This is a genomic window from Ruegeria sp. O5 (genome assembly GCF_056535105.1).
Genome location: NZ_JBQERN010000005.1, coordinates 77,748 through 95,373, shown reverse-complemented (window position 1 = coordinate 95,373; position 17,626 = coordinate 77,748). Strand labels below are relative to the sequence as shown.

General features: G+C 57.7%; 16 protein-coding genes. 4 read left to right on the top strand and 12 right to left on the bottom strand.

What is annotated here, in order from left to right; all coding sequences use genetic code 11:
* Nucleotides 1-2: 2 nt before the first annotated feature.
* Both ribB and ACR0M3_RS09475 read right to left on the bottom strand, forming a co-directional pair.
* Complete coding sequence (gene ribB / locus ACR0M3_RS09480) at nt 3-1,124, bottom strand: 3,4-dihydroxy-2-butanone-4-phosphate synthase (protein WP_209504308.1); 1,122 nt, start codon at nt 1,122-1,124, stop codon at nt 3-5.
* 104 nt (nt 1,125-1,228) lie between these two features.
* Entirely contained in the window at nt 1,229-1,816 is a 588-nt protein-coding gene (locus ACR0M3_RS09475; RefSeq protein WP_480910438.1) for a riboflavin synthase, read from the bottom strand.
* A gap of 141 nt (nt 1,817-1,957) precedes the next feature.
* On the opposite strand from ACR0M3_RS09475, the gene ACR0M3_RS09470 reads away from it, so the two are divergent.
* The 3 genes from ACR0M3_RS09470 to ACR0M3_RS09460 all read left to right on the top strand — a co-directional run bounded on the left by ACR0M3_RS09470 (nt 1,958) and on the right by ACR0M3_RS09460 (nt 6,474).
* Nucleotides 1,958-3,256, top strand: coding sequence for a capsule biosynthesis protein (locus ACR0M3_RS09470; protein ID WP_480910436.1), 1,299 nt, complete (start codon nt 1,958-1,960; stop codon nt 3,254-3,256).
* Between the two features lie 80 nt (nt 3,257-3,336).
* The gene (locus ACR0M3_RS09465) at nt 3,337-4,470 is read left to right on the top strand and encodes a polysaccharide biosynthesis/export family protein (protein ID WP_480505676.1); all 1,134 of its coding nucleotides are present in this window, start codon (nt 3,337-3,339) and stop codon (nt 4,468-4,470) included.
* A gap of 3 nt (nt 4,471-4,473) precedes the next feature.
* Nucleotides 4,474-6,474 (top strand): capsular polysaccharide biosynthesis protein, encoded by a 2,001-nt coding sequence (locus ACR0M3_RS09460; RefSeq protein WP_480910434.1) that lies wholly within the window; start codon nt 4,474-4,476, stop codon nt 6,472-6,474.
* A gap of 2 nt (nt 6,475-6,476) precedes the next feature.
* Here ACR0M3_RS09460 and ribD read toward each other — a convergent pair whose 3' ends face one another.
* The 6 genes from ribD to ACR0M3_RS09430 all read right to left on the bottom strand — a co-directional run bounded on the left by ribD (nt 6,477) and on the right by ACR0M3_RS09430 (nt 10,019).
* Nucleotides 6,477-7,577 (bottom strand): bifunctional diaminohydroxyphosphoribosylaminopyrimidine deaminase/5-amino-6-(5-phosphoribosylamino)uracil reductase RibD, encoded by a 1,101-nt coding sequence (ribD, locus tag ACR0M3_RS09455; protein ID WP_480910431.1) that lies wholly within the window; start codon nt 7,575-7,577, stop codon nt 6,477-6,479.
* A complete protein-coding gene (nrdR, locus tag ACR0M3_RS09450) occupies nt 7,574-8,044 on the bottom strand; it encodes a transcriptional regulator NrdR (RefSeq protein ID WP_267367325.1) in 471 nt (156 codons plus the stop codon). The genes ribD and nrdR overlap by 4 nt, the downstream gene beginning before the upstream one ends.
* 120 nt (nt 8,045-8,164) lie before the next feature.
* Nucleotides 8,165-8,578, bottom strand: a complete 414-nt coding sequence (locus ACR0M3_RS09445) for a secondary thiamine-phosphate synthase enzyme YjbQ (RefSeq protein WP_480486070.1) — start codon at nt 8,576-8,578, stop codon at nt 8,165-8,167.
* 21 nt (nt 8,579-8,599) lie between these two features.
* Nucleotides 8,600-9,004 carry a hypothetical protein gene (locus ACR0M3_RS09440; protein WP_209595818.1) on the bottom strand — a complete coding sequence of 135 codons (405 nt, stop codon included), beginning with the start codon at nt 9,002-9,004 and terminating at the stop codon, nt 8,600-8,602.
* Nucleotides 9,005-9,081: 77 nt separating this feature from the next.
* Nucleotides 9,082-9,627 (bottom strand): DUF4166 domain-containing protein, encoded by a 546-nt coding sequence (locus ACR0M3_RS09435; protein WP_480505686.1) that lies wholly within the window; start codon nt 9,625-9,627, stop codon nt 9,082-9,084.
* A gap of 2 nt (nt 9,628-9,629) precedes the next feature.
* Nucleotides 9,630-10,019: a thiol-disulfide oxidoreductase DCC family protein gene (locus tag ACR0M3_RS09430; protein WP_480910513.1), complete on the bottom strand. Its 390-nt coding sequence runs from the start codon at nt 10,017-10,019 to the stop codon at nt 9,630-9,632.
* 393 nt (nt 10,020-10,412) lie between these two features.
* Here ACR0M3_RS09430 and ACR0M3_RS09425 point away from each other — a divergent pair, with 393 nt between their 5' ends.
* Nucleotides 10,413-11,432: a helix-turn-helix domain-containing protein gene (locus tag ACR0M3_RS09425; RefSeq protein ID WP_480910429.1), complete on the top strand. Its 1,020-nt coding sequence runs from the start codon at nt 10,413-10,415 to the stop codon at nt 11,430-11,432.
* Nucleotides 11,433-11,609: 177 nt separating this feature from the next.
* On the opposite strand, the gene rpoD is transcribed toward ACR0M3_RS09425, so the two are convergent.
* The 4 genes from rpoD to ACR0M3_RS09405 form a co-directional block, all read right to left on the bottom strand.
* The gene (gene rpoD / locus ACR0M3_RS09420) at nt 11,610-13,592 is read right to left on the bottom strand and encodes an RNA polymerase sigma factor RpoD (protein ID WP_209504318.1); all 1,983 of its coding nucleotides are present in this window, start codon (nt 13,590-13,592) and stop codon (nt 11,610-11,612) included.
* A gap of 114 nt (nt 13,593-13,706) precedes the next feature.
* Nucleotides 13,707-15,656, bottom strand: coding sequence for a DNA primase (gene dnaG / locus ACR0M3_RS09415; RefSeq protein WP_480910428.1), 1,950 nt, complete (start codon nt 15,654-15,656; stop codon nt 13,707-13,709).
* A gap of 80 nt (nt 15,657-15,736) precedes the next feature.
* On the bottom strand, nt 15,737-16,033 hold the full coding sequence (locus ACR0M3_RS09410; RefSeq protein ID WP_267366003.1) for a hypothetical protein: 297 nt from the start codon (nt 16,031-16,033) through the stop codon (nt 15,737-15,739).
* Nucleotides 16,034-16,152: 119 nt separating this feature from the next.
* Nucleotides 16,153-17,583 (bottom strand): Glu/Leu/Phe/Val family dehydrogenase, encoded by a 1,431-nt coding sequence (locus tag ACR0M3_RS09405; protein ID WP_480481585.1) that lies wholly within the window; start codon nt 17,581-17,583, stop codon nt 16,153-16,155.
* Between the last annotated feature and the right edge of the window lie 43 nt (nt 17,584-17,626).

The following is a 17,626-nucleotide window of genomic DNA, read 5'->3' as shown; positions in this document are numbered from 1 at the left end:
GATCAGTCTTCCTTCAAAATCGAACGGGTGCCAACGATGGACAGGCCAAACGCGTCAAGCCCCAGATATACGGTTTGCGGCGAGTCGGTCAGTAGAACCAGTTCCTGAATTCCCATCTTGGACAGGATCTGGGCCCCCAGACCGGTTTGTTTAATGGTGCGCGGCCCCTCATCACCCGTCGCATATAGCGAGTTGCGCGGTTGACGGAACAGGCAGACCACGCCCCGTCCTTCTTCAGCAATCTTTTCCATGGCGCGCGGCAGTTCGCGCGAGGATTTCGGACCAAGACCCAGAATATCGGGGGCCTCGTGCAGAGCATGGGTGCGGGTCAACACCGGTTCGGGTGTGGTGATGTCGCCCTTGATCATGACCACATGTTCGATGCCATGGGTCTGATCGGTGAACAGCCGCATCTCCCACTCGCCGCCATATTCTGACGTCACCATCTGACGCGAGGTTTCAACCACCAGATTGTCGTTGCGCGACCGGTAGGCAATCAGGTCACTGATCGTGCCGATCTTCATGTTGTGCTCTTGCGCAAACTCAACCAGATCAGGCAGACGCGCCATGGTGCCGTCGGGTTTCATGATCTCGCAGATCACGCCCGAGGGGTTTAGACCGGCCAGACGCGAGATATCAACGGCAGCCTCGGTATGACCAGCACGCACCAGCACCCCACCCCGCTTGGCGCGCAAGGGGAAGACGTGGCCTGGTGTTGCGATATGGGCCATTGTGTTCTGTTCGTTAATCGCAGTCGCCACGGTCAGCGCACGGTCGGCGGCAGAGATCCCGGTACTGACCCCTTCGCGCGCCTCGATGGACACGGTGAATGCGGTTTCGTGCCGGGACGAGTTGTTCACCGCCATCATCGGCAGCCCAAGCGCTTCGACACGTTCAGCTGTCATCGGCAGACAGATCAGGCCACGGCCATGAGTGGCCATAAAGTTAATGGCCTCGGCATCTGCGAACTCGGCAGCAATCACCAGATCGCCCTCGTTTTCGCGATCCTCGTGATCGACCAGAATATACATCCGGCCAGCACGCGCCTCTTCAATAATGTCTTCGATCGGGCTGATCGCGTCGCGCAGCCGGGCCTCGACCGGGCCGGGTGTCTCAAAGCTCATTGGGCAGCCTTTCGCATGGCATGTTTGAACGGCGGAATAGACCACTGAGGGCACAAAGACCAGTCCACAAACGGCGCAGGTCTGCTCCGACGCGACGTATGGTATCAGGACATCTCGGCCAGACGCGCCACATAACGGGCCAGTGTATCGATCTCAAGATTGACCCGGTCCCCGACCTGCACGTCACCCCAGGTGGTGACCTCTTTGGTGTGTGGAATGAAGTTGATGCCGAAATCGCAATCTGTCACGTCATTGACCGTCAGGGATGTGCCATTCAATGCCACCGATCCTTTGGGCGCGATGAACCGTGCAAGATCCTTTGGCGCGCGCAAGGTGACGCGTGTGCTGTCGCCGTCTTCCTTAATCGCGATCACCTCGGCTACGCCATCCACATGGCCCGAGACGATGTGACCGCCCAATTCGTCACCAACCTTCAGGGCACGTTCAAGATTGACACGCTTGCCGACAGTCCAGGTGTCGAGATTGGTTTTCGAGACGGTTTCCGCGCTGATCTGGACGTCATACCAATCGTCGCCCAGCGCGATCACGGTCAGACAAACACCGTCACTGGCAATCGAGGCCCCGATATCGATGCCCGCAGTGTCATACGCAGTCCTGATCCGCGCACGCAGGTCTCCCTGCTGCTCCAGCTCGGCGACGGTGCCCATGTCGGTGACGATCCCTGTAAACATTCCGTTAACCCTCAGTTCCTAACCTGTGCCTGACTTTCACCGTCGAGGTAAGGCCAACGGGCCGCGCGGGCAAGCCCTGCCTTGCCGTACACCCACCAAACGGGCATAGTTTTGGCAACAACAACAATACGAGCAGTTCGGATGCCGCACCCGCCTTCAAGGTCTCATGATCGGGTCTTCCTGTTCCTTCAGGGCCCGCACGGACCTTTTTTCCCGGCCTTGGGGCGTATGTTGCGCGCCACGGGGGCTCGGGTCTGGCGGGTTGGGTTCAATGCAGGCGATCAGGCGTTCTGGTTTGACAAGGCAAGCTACATCCCGTTTCAGGACAAACCGGAAAACTGGCCTGCAACACTGTCCTCTTTGATCGCTGAAAAAGCAGTTACGGATATTGTTCTATATGGCGACACCAGACCCATACATGCGCGTGCGGTCGAAATCGCGCGGTCTTGCGGAGTTACCGTACATGTATTCGAGGAGGGGTATCTGCGCCCCTGGTGGGTGACTTATGAGCGGGACGGGTCAAACGGAAATTCCCGGCTGATGTCGCTGGACGTTCAGCAAATGCGCCAGGCCTTGGCCCTGTCCGACCGAAAGGCGCCGCCGCCCCCGTCGCATTGGGGAGACATGCGGCACCATATCTTCTATGGCGCCCTTTATCATTGGTTCGTGATGGCCCTGAACAGTCGCTACCGCAACTTTCAACCGCACAGGGAATTACCTGTCTCGCAAGAATTCAGATTGTACCTCAAGCGACTGTTTTTGATGCCTTTTCACCACCTTCAGCGAAGTGTGGCGACCGCGCGGGTCAGATGGGGCGGATACCCCTATCATCTGGTACTGTTGCAGCTTGGGCATGACAGCTCGGTGCAGGCTCATTCCAGCTTTTCGGGCATGTGTGAATTTCTTGAGCTGGTAATCGAAGGATTTGCGCAAGGCGCGCCTGCCCATCACAGGCTGGTGGTAAAGGAACACCCGTTGGAAAACCATCGCGAACCGTTGCGACGCCGGGCCCGCGAAATTGCCAGAAAACATGGCATCGACAACCGTGTTCATTATGTGCCGGGCGGCAAGCTGGCCAGATTGCTGGATGAGGCGAGTTCAGCCGTCACCGTGAATTCCACCGCCGGACAGCAGGTCCTGTGGCGGGGTATTCCATTGCGCATTTTCGGGCGTTCGGTTTACGACAAGCCCGATTTCGTCTCACAGCAGCCGATCGCAGCGTTTTTCGCCGATCCCCGCCACCCGGATGCCGAAGCCTATCGCTGTTATCGGCAATTTCTTCTGGAAACCAGTCAGGTACCCGGTGGGTTCTACTCAAGACGTGGCCGCCGTCAGCTGCTGCGTCGCGCCGTGGATATGCTTTTGGACACCAACGATCCTTACCAATCGGTTCTGAATACGAACGAGGCGCGAACGACACAGTTGAAAGTCGTCGAATGAAACGGGTGGTGTGTGACTGGAAGTTAAGCAACTTACCAGCTAATCTGCACGCAACTACAAAAGACTGAGGATATCGGGCGGTGAAAGTCTCTCTTAGGCGATGGATGCGGGGTGTGTCCCTTGTGGCTGCAATTGGTCTGCTGGCTGCGTGCCAGTTGCCAAAATCCGGACCGAACAAATCCGAAATTCTGGCCGGTTCAGTTCAAAACGGGGGCAACGCATATGTCGTTGAAGTTGACGACAATGTCACACGCGCGACGTCCGCCATTCCTCAGTATGGCTTTTCGTCCTCCTTCAGCAGTGCCCAGACATTGACCGCAGATACCGTCCGCCCTGGTGACGTGCTGGGGCTGACCATCTGGGAAAACGTCGACGATGGCTTGCTGTCAGGCGAAACCGGTCTTGCGACCGCGTTGAACGAGGTTCAGGTCGATAGTGACGGATTTATCTTTGTCCCCTATGCAGGCCGGATTCGGGCCGCGGGAAACACGCCGGAACAGCTGCGCGTTCTGATCACAGACAAGCTTCAGGAACAAACGCCGGACCCACAAGTCGAAGTGCGGCGCGTCGCGGGTGACGGGTCCACCGTCTCGCTGACGGGCACGGTCGCCGCACCGGGCATTTATCCGATTGAACGGCCAACCCGATCGCTGCTTGGTATGTTGTCCCAGGCGGGCGGGGTCTCGGTCGCGTCGGACATCGCGCTGGTGACCCTGATCCGGGGCGATCAGAAGGGTACCGTTTGGTACGAGGACCTGTTCCGCAACCCCAAGCTGGACGTCGCCCTGCGCGGTGGCGACCGCATTCTGGTGGAAGAGGACAGCAGATCGTATATCGCCCTTGGCGCAACCGGGGGCCAGTCGCGCGTGGCATTTGAAAGTCAGGACCTGTCGGCTCTGGAAGCCTTGGCGCAGGTCGGTGGTCTGCTGACGCTTTCCTCGGATCCAACGGGAATATTCATTCTGCGCAAGGAACGTCAGGATGTCGCCCGCAGTATCACCGGACGCGCCGACCTCAAAGGGGATCAGCGCATGATCTACCTGCTGAACCTGACAGCCCCCAACGGCCTGTTCATTGCACGCGATTTCGTGATCCGGGATGATGATACAATCTACGTGACCGAAGCGCCCTATGCGCAGTGGAGCAAGTCGATCTCACTTATCGCAGGCGGTCTGACGCCCGTTGCAAACGTTGCCACGCTAACCGGCAATTGATGCATGCGGCCCGATCCCGACACGTCAGCCGGGAGCGGGCAAAATCGGCTGTTCGTCTATAACGGCGGCTTTCTGACCCAGAAACGTCTGAGACGAATACTGGCGCTTTCGGGTTACGACATTCGTCTGGGAATTCCGAAAGAAGGCGATTGCGTAGGCGTCTGGGGCAACAGCCCGACAGCACATCGCGGCCTTAAGATCGCCGAAAAACACGCTGCCCCGGTTCTGCGGGTCGAGGACGCCTTTCTCAGATCTCTGCACCCGGGCCGGAATGGCGAGCCCCCCTTGGGGCTGTTGCTGGATCGTTCCGGCCTGCATTTCGATGCCGCCACGCCGTCTGAACTTGAGACAGTGCTGACCACGCACCCTCTGGATGACACGGCCCTGCTGGACCGTGCCCGCGCCGCGATCACGCGGATCAGAGAGCTTAACCTCAGCAAATATTCCGCCTTCGATCTCGATCTTGATTCACCCGATCCGGGCTATGTTCTGGTGATCGATCAGACGGTCGGCGATGCTTCAGTAACTGCAAGCGGAGCGGACCGCGCCCGGTTTCTTGAAATGCTTGTCTTGGCGCAGGAGGAAAACCCCGGCGCGCGTATCCTGATCAAGACACATCCTGAAACACTGGCGGGTCACCGTCAGGGGCATTTCACCGATCAGGACCTGTCAGACCGGATATCTCGGTTCAGCGATCCGATCAGCCCATGGCCGTTGCTTGAAGGGGCTATTGCTGTTTACACCGTGTCCTCGCAACTGGGGTTCGAGGCAATTCTGGCGGGCCACAAACCGCGTGTGTTCGGCCAACCTTTCTATGCCGGATGGGGCCTGACGCAGGATGACAGACCCGTTCCGCGCCGCCAGCGCAGTCTGACACGGGCGCAATTGTTCGCGGCCGCCATGCTGCTGTACCCGACTTGGTTCGATCCCTATCGTGATCAATTGTGCGAGCTGGAAACGGTGCTGGACACGTTAGAGGCACAGACCCGCGCCTGGCGACAGGACAAGAACGGCTGGACGGCATCCGGGATGCGCTTGTGGAAACGCAGGCATCTGCAACAGTTTTTCGGGCAACATGGAAAGCTGCGCTTTACGGCATCTCAACCCGGCACACTGGACCGCCCCCACATGGTCTGGGCCAGCCAGGCAAGGAACACCGAAGGGGCGGTTCGGGTCGAAGACGGGTTCATGCGTTCACGCGGGCTTGGGGCGGCACTGGTCCCGCCATTGTCGCTGGTGACGGACGAGAGCGGAATTTATTACGACCCGACAAAACCCAGCCAGTTGGAAGAGCTGATCACTTTGCGTGAAACGTTGAGGCCGGATCAGGACCTGCGCGCGGAACGTCTTGTCGAAAACCTTTTGGCCGCCGGCCTGAGCAAATACAATACCGGCAATCCGACCAGCACCCTGCCCGAAGGCCATCGTATTCTTGTGCCCGGACAGGTCGAGGACGACGCCTCGATCCTGTTGGGTACCAGCGCGGTCCGCAACAATCTGGACCTGCTGAAAACTGTGCGCGATGCCAATCCCGACGCGATCCTGATTTACAAACCCCACCCCGATGTCGAAGCGGGTCTGCGCGAAGGCAGGATCGATGCCGAGGCGATTGCAGACATTGTCGTAACCCAAACAGACCCCGCATCATTGTTGCCGCACGTGCAGGAAGTATGGACCATGACGTCGCTTCTGGGGTTCGAGGCTTTGCTACGCGGCGTGAAGGTTACAACTCTGGGCGCGCCCTTTTATGCGGGTTGGGGGCTGACCACGGATCTGGGGGCTGTTCCCGCCCGGCGAGGCGCACGACCGACGTTGATGGGCCTCGTCCATGCCACCTTGATTGATTACCCTCGTTATTTCGACCCGGTCACAGGGCAACCCTGCCCGGTCGAGGTTGCCGTTGAACGTCTGGCGCAGGGCACTTGTGCTCCGACCGGTCCGTTCAATCGAGTTCTGTCAAAACTTCAGGGCGTGTTTGCGACACATGCGCACTTGTGGCGCTAAACCTAGTCAGACGCCCTGCGCCAACGGTGCAGGATATCCCCACCCACCACTTTCGCTTCAACCAGTTCGAACCGTGGCGCGGCGTCAAGTGTCGTTAAAGCCAATGTTCCCACAGCAGCCAGACCTTCGGCCCCAATGGTCAATCCAGCGGTAAATCCGACCAATTCATCCACCAGATCCTCGGCCAGCAGCGATGCAGCCAGCGCAGCCCCGCCTTCGCAGAAGACGCTGGTCAGACCGGCTTGCCCCAACTGTTGGAGCAGATCGACCGCGTCAATCTGATGATCCTTCAACGCGCAGGGGATCAGCCTTGCGCCCAATCCTTCCCAGGCTTTCGCGCGCTCGGCATCCGGGTGATGCGCATGGCAGAGCCACACAGGTGTCTTTGATGCCGTGCGGGCCAAATGCCCCATCAGGGAAATATCCATATGGCGCGAAACCACAACGCGCACGGGCTGATGATCAATGCCAAGATCCCGAACTGTCAGTGAGGGATCGTCAGCCCGCGCTGTACCCGCTCCGACCATCACTGCATCGTGTCGCGCACGCATGGCATGGACAACGCGGCGCGCCTGTGGCCCGGTAATCCATTGGCTGTGCCCGGTCGAGGTTGCGATCCGCCCGTCAAAACTGCTGGCCAACTTGAGGGTCACGAAAGGTCGTCCCTGTTCGGTCTTCAGAAAAAAGCCCGCCAGATCACGTTCCGCCTGCTCTGCGAGGACACCGGTTACGACCTTAATTCCGGCCTCGCGCAACTTGGCAAAGCCCTGCCCCGCGACACGTGGGTCGCTGTCTTCCACGGCTGCCACGACACGGGCGACACCCGCAGCAATCAAAGCCTCGGCACAGGGGGGTGTTTTGCCGTGATGGGCGCAGGGTTCCAAAGTCACATAGGCGGTCGCGCCATGTGCGGCCTGCCCGGCTTGCGCCAATGCCTCGGTCTCGGCATGGGGGCGGCCGCCCGGCTGGGTCCAACCGCGCCCGACAATCCGGCCTTTGCGCACGATAACACACCCCACCGCAGGGTTTGGCCAGCACATCCCCTGACCGCGCCGCCCCAGTGACAGGGCCAGCGCCATGAAACGCTTATCTTTTTCGCTCACTCGTCCGTCGGTGGCTGCGGCGGGCGCAGTTCGTGGACAAACTCCTCAAAATCATCGGCCGCCTGGAAATTCTTGTACACACTCGCAAAGCGAACATACGCGACGGTATCGATCCGCGCCAGAGCTTCCATAACGATCTCACCGATCTTGTGGGACGGGATATCCGTGTCGCCCATGCTTTCCAGTCGACGCACGATACCCGAAATCATCTGATCGATCCGCTCGGGATCAACTGGCCGTTTCTGCATCGAGATGCGGATCGAACGTTCCAGTTTGTCGCGGTCGAAATCCTCGCGCTTACCATTGGTCTTTATGACAACCAAATCACGCAGCTGCACACGCTCATAGGTCGTGAACCGCCCGCCACAGGCCGGGCAGAACCGGCGTCGGCGGATTGCCACGTGGTCCTCTGCCGGACGTGAATCTTTTACCTGAGTATCGATATTTCCGCAAAACGGGCAGCGCATCCGCCGTCTCCTCGTCCCTTGTTCCGCCTCTTTTTGTAAGCGCTGCGACTTACTTATCCACAACTATAGGGCAGCAACTAGAGTTTGGGTAGTCGGAAATTTCAACCGCTAGATAAAGGGTCAGACAAGGTGCGCTGCAATCCGTCTCTGGTGTGGTGCCGTGCGGTGTTCAAACAGATATATCCCCTGCCATGTTCCAAGGCACGGGCGACCCTGCACCACAGGTATCGACAAGGATACCGGCAACAGCGCAGCCTTTATATGCGCTGGCATGTCGTCGGGGCCTTCATAAGTATGCCGAAGATACGACATTGCCGGGTGATTGGACGGCGGCACCAGCCTTTCGAAAAACGCCCGAAGATCAGTTTGAACTTCGGGGTCTGCGTTTTCCTGAACAAGCAATGAACAGGAGGTGTGGCGAACAAAAAGCGTCAGTAAGCCATCCGTCGCCACCTGCCCCAGCCACTGCGTCACCTCGGACGTGAATTCGTAAAGACCTGATCCTTGGGTCCGGATTACAAATTCAGTCTGCATTCGCGGTGTCTCGCCGTTTTGTCAGTCGTTATAGAACGGTCGATAGTTACACCTGGCATTCGCGCCTTGTACAGACATGCTGTCGCCAGGTTGAAAACCGATTGTAACAAAACTGCTTGGCTGTACATCGACATTCTGGGGCGGCTTGGTCGAAAACTGAACCGCCGTCTTGCGCCCGGTGGTGACGCTTGGCCCATACCCACGCAACACATAGATCGGATCGCGCCAACCCGCGCCCAATGTACGCCGAGCATAATCCGCTGCGGCGCACCAGTATCCTTCGGTGCGCCGGTCGCCTCGCGGAATAACCTCGAAGTCAGTGGCGTTTATCGGCTCGGTCCGGTAACCGTGCGGCGCCGCGTCAGCCGTCATTGGAATGCTGAACGCCAGGGCGGCAAGCGCGGCAAATGTCCGTGTATGTTTCATTGTCATAATTCCCTGATTGTGTGTCTCAAAAAGGTTAGGCCATAAGCTCCGTCGGCACAGGGTCGCTCACGTTCTGTTTAGTCCGTCTCGTGCGATGCGTGAACCGGCGTGAGCCAGCCCTGGTATCTGATCAACATTCCCAGTCCCGGCGCGTCTGCAGACACATCAAACCGAAAGCGCCCCGCTTTGTCCTGCCATTCGCGCGTTCTTGATCGCGGCAAGGTAAAAGATGGCATCGGGATGCCAAACACGGTCAGGCGGAGGATTTTGATATGCATCCCATTTTCCCACCAAACGGGCTTTAACCAGATCGAGATCGCGCCAAAAGATTCACGGACACACTCTCTTTTCGTATCATATTTCAGAGTTGATCGGGTTTTGTGGCCCGCGAAATTCCGATCCCATGACCAGAATTCGCCATCAGTATCAATGTGCACGGAGACGGGGACGTCTTTGCCGCTTTGCGGAAACCCGGCCAGACGTGTTGCAAGGGCAACCCATATCCCTTTGCCACGTTCGATGTCGCAACGTCCTGCAAAGCAGCCCTCGCTCATGTGCAATACTCGAACCGCCCCTGGCAACCTTTCGGTCGATCCTATCGCCTTAAGAAAGGGATCGTCCATCGCTAGTACCCGTTTTCGGCAAAACGAGCCCTGATATAGGGACCGGGAACCAGACATGTCTCGGAACGCCCAAAGAAAGCGTATCTGTTTCGTGCGATCAGGCGATAGGCCGGATCCTTGATAAGCCGAGGCAGAAACCGACACATTGATAACAGCGACCATGGGCCGCGCAACTGTCGCATCGCCGCCGCAAACGCATCCAGATGCTGAAAAACAGCGCCATTCACGACCACCAGATTTGTTTGAAAATCCTGTGTGGGAAGGCCGAGATCACGATATAGCTTTTGCCCAAGCGGGGACTGCGCCGTTGCAAATTGGAAAACATGGCGCTGGTCACGTTTCAGCATAAACTGGAAAAACCTCGAACACAGCACGCATTCGCTGTCAAACACAATTAGGTTTTGGTCATAAACCACTGTATTCTCAAAAATATCCTGCAAGGTTTTACACCGGAACTATTGACTTGAAGCCAGCCTGACAAAACCACTTGAGCGAAGCAATGCGACATCTATGAAAGGTGTGGGGGCGTGCCGGGGAGCCTTGACCAGAGGCTGGTGATTTCCCCGAGGCTCTGACCTCATCCCCATAAAGGTCTGGACCCGGCAACACTGCTGAAGTGGTTCGTCACACGTGGCGACGCTTGTCCATATTGGTCAAAAATTTTCGAGATACCGCCAGAGATGGCTTGTTTTAGCGAAGAACCCACTTGTCAGCACCGTCGATCATGAAAGAAAATTCTCTGATAGTCTGCCTATGTATTTGAAAATTTGAGGTACTGTTTCGCGATGGATGTCGATATCGGCCGTCTTCATTTGTTTATTCAGGCACTGGACCGCCATTCTGGTAATGGCGACATGTCCCGCGATGTCCTGAATATGGCGGGGCTGCGCCCTCAGGATATCGCACCGCCGGTCACTACCTACAGCGTACAAAGCGAGGCTTTGTTTATCCGTTATGCATGTGACGCCACCCACGACGTCACATTTGCTGCCCGCACGGGGCTTGAGGTTACGTCAGCCTCGACCGTGACCGCCTATATCAGCAAGTATTCCCGCGACCTGAAACAGGTGATGGAGAACCTCACGCGCTTTCACGGCATCATCGACCCTGCCATCGCGCTTAACCTGCGCGTCGCGGGTAATTTTGCGACCTTGGAAGCCGAGTGGAAAGATCCCGGGTATGCGCGGTATCACAGACGCACCGAATTCCTGATTTTTGCTGCCCTGGCCAGAATGCGGAACCTGACGCAAGTCAATCTCTATCCGATAGAAATTCGGTTTCAGCACAGGGTCGGCGACCACGCCCGAAGATTTGAAAAGCTTGCCGGTTTTCCCGTGACCTTTGGGGCTGAGAACCTCGAGATTATCCTGCCTCTTTCAGCGCTGGACCTGCCCGTACCGACTTATGACCCCCAACTCAGAGAGCATTTGCTGGAATATGCAGATCGCCTGCTTTCTGAGAGAGGCGCGCCCAAACATCTGACCCGCGCCAAGGTCGAAGGGCTGGTTACCCGTTCCCTGCCCGGCGCAATCCCGCAGGCCGAAAGCCTCGCGGCTGATCTGGGGATGAGCCTTAGAACCTTCAGCAGGCGCCTCAGGGACGAAGGCACCAGCTATCGCGATGTTGTCGACGATCTGCGGTGCGACCTGGCGCAGACCTTTATCAAGAATGAAATGCCCTTGTCCGAAATCGCCTATTCGCTGGGCTATGCCGATCAGGCCGCATTTTCGACCGCTTTCAAACGTTGGACAGGCCAGCCGCCCAGCGCGTTCAAGACGCGATTGGGACACCCGATACGGACGTGAGACCGGGGGTCATCAGCTTGAAAAACCTCGCCCCGGCCCGTCCCATGAGTGGACAGAACGGATATAGAAGGACAGAAGGTCCAGCCCTTGTGCGTTCCCGCCAATGTGATGGGAGAACAGGCCATCGTGAAGAGTGTCCGGATTAAAAAAGGCGCCTCGGGAGAGGCGCCTTGATACTTACTGATCCAGGAAGGACCGAAGTTTTCGGGATCGGCTGGGGTGCTTCAGCTTCCGCAGCGCCTTCGCTTCGATCTGGCGGATACGTTCGCGGGTCACGCTGAACTGCTGACCCACCTCTTCCAGCGTGTGGTCGGTGTTCATACCGATGCCGAAACGCATCCGCAGCACACGTTCTTCACGCGGGGTGAGCGAGGCCAAGACCCGTGTGGTGGTTTCCTTGAGGTTCTCCTGAATGGCGCTGTCCAGAGGCAGCACGGCATTCTTATCCTCGATGAAATCACCCAGCTGGCTGTCTTCTTCGTCACCAATCGGAGTTTCCAGCGAAATCGGCTCTTTGGCGATTTTCATCACCTTGCGAACCTTCTCAAGCGGCATTTGCAGCTTTTCGGCCAGTTCCTCAGGTGTCGGTTCGCGGCCGATCTCGTGCAACATCTGGCGACCGGTCCGGACCAGCTTGTTGATCGTTTCGATCATATGAACCGGAATACGGATCGTGCGCGCCTGATCCGCGATTGAACGCGTGATAGCCTGACGAATCCACCACGTTGCATAGGTCGAGAACTTATAGCCGCGGCGGTATTCGAACTTGTCTACCGCCTTCATCAGGCCGATATTACCTTCCTGAATAAGATCAAGGAATTGCAGGCCGCGGTTCGTGTACTTCTTGGCGATCGAAATCACCAGACGCAGGTTGGCTTCGACCATTTCCTTCTTGGCCTGCCGCGCCTCTTTTTCGCCCTTCTGGACCTGCTGAACGATGCGGCGGAATTCGCTGATGTCCAGACCCACATATTGGCCGACCTGAGCCATGTCGTTGCGCAGCTCTTCGACCTTCGCGGTCGAGCGTTCGATGAACATCTGCCAGCCCCGGCCCGGCTTTTCCGCCATTTCGGCCAGCCAGTTGGGGTCCAGTTCACGCCCGCGGTATTCGTCGATGAACTCGCGACGGTTGATCCGTGCCTGATCGGCCAGCTTCACCATCGAACTGTCCAGCGACATGACGCGACGGTTGATACCGTAAAGTTGGTCGATCAGCGCTTCGATCCGGTTGTTGTGCAGGTGAAGACCATTCACCAGTTGCACAATCTCGGCCCGCAACTTCTGATAGGTCTCTTCGTCTTTTTCGCTGAACGTGCCATCCTCGTTCAAGGTGGCCGAAATGCGGCTGTCCTGCATTTCGGACAGCATCGCGAAATCGGTTGAGATCCGCTCCAGCGTGGTCAGAACCTGATCCTTCAATGCCGCTTCCATCGCAGCCAGCGACATGTTGGCCTGATCGTCTTCGTCATCGTCGTCGTCGCTGGTGATCGGGTTGCCATCGGCATCCAGTTCCGGCCCAGCCTCTTTCGCGGGTTTCGCAGCCTGCACGGCAGACGCGTCAACGACTGGCGCGTCGCCATCTTCGTCCAGCTGGTTGCCGAATGTGGTTTCCAGATCGATGACATCCCGCAGCAGAATATCCTCGGACAGCAATTCGTCATGCCAGATGGTGATCGCCTGAAAGGTCAGCGGGCTTTCGCACAGGCCGGCAATCATGGTATTGCGCCCTGCTTCGATCCGCTTGGCGATGGCAATCTCGCCCTCACGGCTCAGCAGTTCGACCGAACCCATCTCGCGCAGATACATGCGTACGGGATCGTCGGTGCGGTCCAGCTTTTCGGTGGCGGCCCCGGCCAACGCAACCTCGCGGTTGCTTTCGGTGGTCGTCAGTTCGGTCGAGCCCTTGTTCTCTTCTTCTTCAGCCTCTTCATCTTCGATGATGTTGATGCCCATCTCGGAGAGCATAGACATAACGTCTTCGATCTGTTCCGAGCTGACCTGATCGGGCGGTAAAACCTGATTGAGCTGATCGTAGGTGATGTAACCTTTCTCGCGGGCCTCGGCGATCATCTTCTTGACGTTGGCCTGGCTCATGTCCAGCGAGATTTCCTGGTCCTGCTCGTCGGATTTGCGATCTTCGGTCGTGTCTTTGGCGGCCATTCAATGCTCCTGCAGGGATGGGTGATTCGATTGAACCGAATCATTAGCGCGTAGAAGTGATTCGGCCACCCGTTTACCCGTTTTTCTTTTCCAGTGCCTTACGAAAACACCATTTTACCGGCGTTTCCGCTCGAATTTGATGCCGGACATGATTGCCTCGAACGCGTCTTTCTCGTCGCGGTTGATTCGCGCCCCGTTGTCGGCGATGTCGAATATGGCCCTGTCTTCATTCTGGCTTCGGTTTGTCCGGTTGCGTTCTTCTGCCGCTTGCGCCAGCCGATATGTCAGCGCCTCATCGGCCAGATCGGACAACTCCTCTGCGGCTTCGGCAATCTCAGCATCCAACCCCCGGAGCGCTTTGATTTTCGCGAGTTCTTCGGCCAGAGTCATCTCGGCCTTTTCAACGTCGCCCGGTTTGAACACACAGGGGATTACGGCGACATGGCGAAGGGCCAGCAGGTTTTCAAGGGCCTCAGGCCCTAAAGTTTCGGCAATGTGGTCCTTCAGATTGTCCGGGTCATCGATCGCGTGGCGCAGAATTGCAGTTCGCAATGCGGCGTGATCAACATCGCGGCATTCCATCTCTTCCAGTTGGTGTTCGAACTGCACGACGACTTGGGGGTTAAGCGCGGCAATAGCCAGAATGGCCGCTTCGCGCAGTTGAATCTCGGCATTCTCGGACGAGGCCAGAAACGAGGACCGCGCGCCGGGCGTGGCGGGTTGTTTTGGCGGCACCCATTTGCCGCGCGGTTGCCATTGCCGGGATTGCGGCTGCCGTTGCGGACGGAACAACTGCCAGCGCAGGTCCTTGATTTCTTGCCCATAATGCGCCCGTATCGATGGGTCGCGGATCAGCTTGATTTTCTCGCGCAGGGACTTGTCCAAAGCCGCCTTGCGTTCAGGACTGTCGAACACCTTGCCGTCGGTCTCGCGCTGCCACAGCAGCCTGACCATCGGAATGGCACCATCCAGCACGGCCTTCACGGCACCTGCCCCCTCGGCGCGCAGCAGGTCGTCGGGGTCTTTGCCCTCGGGCATCAGGGCAAACCGCAGCGACTTTCCAGCTTCGAGCATCGGCAAAGCCAGATCAACCACCCGCATCGCAGCGCGCAGACCTGCTGTGTCGCCGTCCAGCGCAATGATCGGCTCGTCCGATATCCGCCACAGCAGTTGCAATTGATGTTCGGTGATGGCCGTTCCCAAAGGGGCAACCGACGCGCCAAAACCTGCTTCGGCCAGCGCGATCACATCCATATAACCTTCGGCCACGATCAGCGGCTGCCCCTTACCTGCTGCCTGTCGAGCCGGGCCTTGATTGTAAAGACTGCGCCCTTTGTCGAACAGCTCGGTCTCGGGCGAGTTCAGGTATTTCGCGTTGTCATTGGGGTCCATCGCCCGCCCGCCAAACGCGATACAACGCCCGCGCGGATCGCGGATCGGGTACATGATGCGGTTGCGGAAGGTGTCATAAGGCTTTTTGCCCTTGTTCGAGGGCTTGGCCAGCCCGGCCCCAAGGATCAGGTCCTCGGCCACGTTCTTGCCGCGCAGATGGTCCCACAGCGCCTGCCAATCGTCCGGGGCATATCCAATCTCCCACCGGTCCAGCGCTTGCGCGTTCAACCCGCGGCGCGCGAGGTAGTCTCGTGCGGCGGCTCCTGCCCCGGTCTTGAGCTGCAGGCGGAAGAACTGCGCTGCCTGCTCCATCACTTCAGCCAGCTGTGTGCGGTGGTCCTGTTTTTCCTGCGCCTTCGGATCGCGCGCAGGCATCGGCATCCCGGCTTCGCGGGCCAGAATCTCGACTGCTTCGATGAACGAGACATTCTCGGTCTCTTTCACAAAACTGATCGCGTCGCCTTTGGCGTGACAGCCAAAGCAGTAATAAAACCCCTTCTGATCATCCACGTGGAACGAGGCCGTCTTTTCATGATGGAACGGGCAAGGCGCCCACATGTCCCCTTTGCCCTGATTGGACTTGCGCTGGTCCCACATGACTTTGCGCCCGACAACCTGAGACAGGCTGAGCCGCGTGCGCAATTCGTCCAGAAATCCGGGGGGCAATGACATCTGCTAAACCTGCCAGAAATGAAAACGCGCGCCAAGAGGAAGGCGCGCGGTTGTCCACAAGGAAATGTCCGAGTTGTGGATTATTGTTGCAGGCACAGTTCAAGCCACGCCGCGCCCAGGTCTTTCTTGCGCACGTCCCGCATCTTTTGCTCATAAACCCAAGGTGTGATCAGCGGGATTGCAGCATTGTAGTTTTCGGGCCATGTCGGGCCGCTATCCGCCACCGCTTGTACAACGTCACGTTCTTTTACACGGTCCAGTCGCGCCTTTTGAACCGCAGCCACCACATCAGCTTGGTACTTGCAGCTTTGTTCCTTGGTTTCCTGAGCGGCCAAAGGGGTGGCCAACAGAGCCGCGACAAAAGCGATACGCAACATGGAATTCTCCGGAGATTCGTTTCTTTGAAGTAGATTGCCCGTCAACCTAACGGGCTGTCATGGACATTCAAGCCGCAGCGCGTACTGGCGGGATGAAATGATCACCCCGCCCACCTAATTCACAGCCCCTTGGCGCGGTAGCTTTTCGCAACGCGGTCAATCGCCACGATATAAGCCGCCGTACGCAGGTCCTCGACATCATCACGGCTGTGCCAAACCTCACGCATCGACTGATAAGCAATACGCATTGTGTCATCGAGACCCGAGCGCACCAACTCAAGCTCATCCGCGCCTTTGAGGTACTTGGCCTTGAAGTCCGGCGACATCGACCACGCATCCCCCAGGTACCGGTCCAGCCTTTCCAGCTCGCTGACGATCAGTTCGTGACGCGACTCTTCCTGACGACGCTGCATCCGGCCAAAGCGGATATGGCTAAGGTTCTTGACCCATTCGAAATAGGATACTGTCACACCGCCTGCGTTGGCATACATGTCGGGGATGATCACTGTGCCCTTCTTACGCAGGACTTCATCCGCGCCAGCGGTAACCGGACCATTGGCAGCTTCGATAATCAGCGGTGCCTTGATCCGATCGGCGTTCGACAGGTTGATGACACCTTCCAAAGCCGCCGGGATCAGAATGTCGCATTCAGCCTCCAGCACTGCCGCGCCTTCAGCGGAATGGGTCGCATCGGGATAGTCCTTTACGCCACCGTGTTTGACAATCCACTGACGCACGGCTTCGACGTCAATCCCGTCGGGATTAAATAGCGCACCGTCCCATTCGATGATTCCGGTGATGCGCGCGCCATCTTCCTCGCTGAGGAACTTTGCAGCGTGATAACCTACATTACCAAGCCCCTGCACGATAATGCGCTTACCATCCAGTTTACCTGACAAGCCTGCTTTCTGGATGTCTTCAGGGTGGCGGAAAAACTCGCGCAACGCGTATTGAACACCGCGCCCAGTCGCTTCGACCCGCCCCGCGATACCACCGGCATTCAGCGGCTTTCCTGTCACACAGGCGCGCGCATTGATGTCCGTTGTGTTCATCCGCGCGTATTGGTCAGCCATCCAAGCCATTTCACGCTCCCCAGTGCCCATATCGGGCGCAGGCACGTTTTGCGATGGGTTTATCAGGTCTCGCTTTGCAAGCTCATACGCAAAGCGCCGCGTGATCTGTTCAAGCTCATGCTCTTCATATTCTCGTGGATCAATGCAAAGCCCACCCTTGGAGCCACCAAACGGTGTTTCGACAAGTGCGCACTTATACGTCATCAGCGCAGCCAGAGCTTCGACTTCGTCCTGGTTAACCGCAGTGGCATATCGAATACCGCCCTTGACCGGTTCCATATGCTCCGAGTGGACAGACCTGTAACCAGTGAAGGTATGGATTTCACCACGCAGCCGCACGCCAAATCGAACTGTGTAGGTTGCGTTGCAGACACGGATCTTTTGCTCCAACCCCGGCGGCAGTTCCATAAGGGCGGCTGCCCTGTTGAACATCAGGTCAACACTTTCTCGAAAGCTGGGTTCTTTGATGCCGGTCATAAAATCCTCCGTAGCGGTACATGACGATGCGTCACGACGTTTT

Coding starts and splice junctions, on each gene's coding strand:
- ribB (WP_209504308.1), bottom strand. CDS start 1,124: ATGAGCTTTGAGACACCCGGCCCGGTCGAGGCCCGGCTGCGCGACGCG.
- ACR0M3_RS09475 (WP_480910438.1), bottom strand. CDS start 1,816: ATGTTTACAGGGATCGTCACCGACATGGGCACCGTCGCCGAGCTGGAG.
- ACR0M3_RS09470 (WP_480910436.1), top strand. CDS start 1,958: ATGCCGCACCCGCCTTCAAGGTCTCATGATCGGGTCTTCCTGTTCCTT.
- ACR0M3_RS09460 (WP_480910434.1), top strand. CDS start 4,474: ATGCGGCCCGATCCCGACACGTCAGCCGGGAGCGGGCAAAATCGGCTG.
- nrdR (WP_267367325.1), bottom strand. CDS start 8,044: ATGCGCTGCCCGTTTTGCGGAAATATCGATACTCAGGTAAAAGATTCA.
- ACR0M3_RS09445 (WP_480486070.1), bottom strand. CDS start 8,578: ATGCAGACTGAATTTGTAATCCGGACCCAAGGATCAGGTCTTTACGAA.
- ACR0M3_RS09440 (WP_209595818.1), bottom strand. CDS start 9,004: ATGAAACATACACGGACATTTGCCGCGCTTGCCGCCCTGGCGTTCAGC.
- ACR0M3_RS09435 (WP_480505686.1), bottom strand. CDS start 9,627: ATGGACGATCCCTTTCTTAAGGCGATAGGATCGACCGAAAGGTTGCCA.
- ACR0M3_RS09425 (WP_480910429.1), top strand. CDS start 10,413: ATGGATGTCGATATCGGCCGTCTTCATTTGTTTATTCAGGCACTGGAC.
- rpoD (WP_209504318.1), bottom strand. CDS start 13,592: ATGGCCGCCAAAGACACGACCGAAGATCGCAAATCCGACGAGCAGGAC.
- dnaG (WP_480910428.1), bottom strand. CDS start 15,656: ATGTCATTGCCCCCCGGATTTCTGGACGAATTGCGCACGCGGCTCAGC.
- ACR0M3_RS09410 (WP_267366003.1), bottom strand. CDS start 16,033: ATGTTGCGTATCGCTTTTGTCGCGGCTCTGTTGGCCACCCCTTTGGCC.
- ACR0M3_RS09405 (WP_480481585.1), bottom strand. CDS start 17,583: ATGACCGGCATCAAAGAACCCAGCTTTCGAGAAAGTGTTGACCTGATG.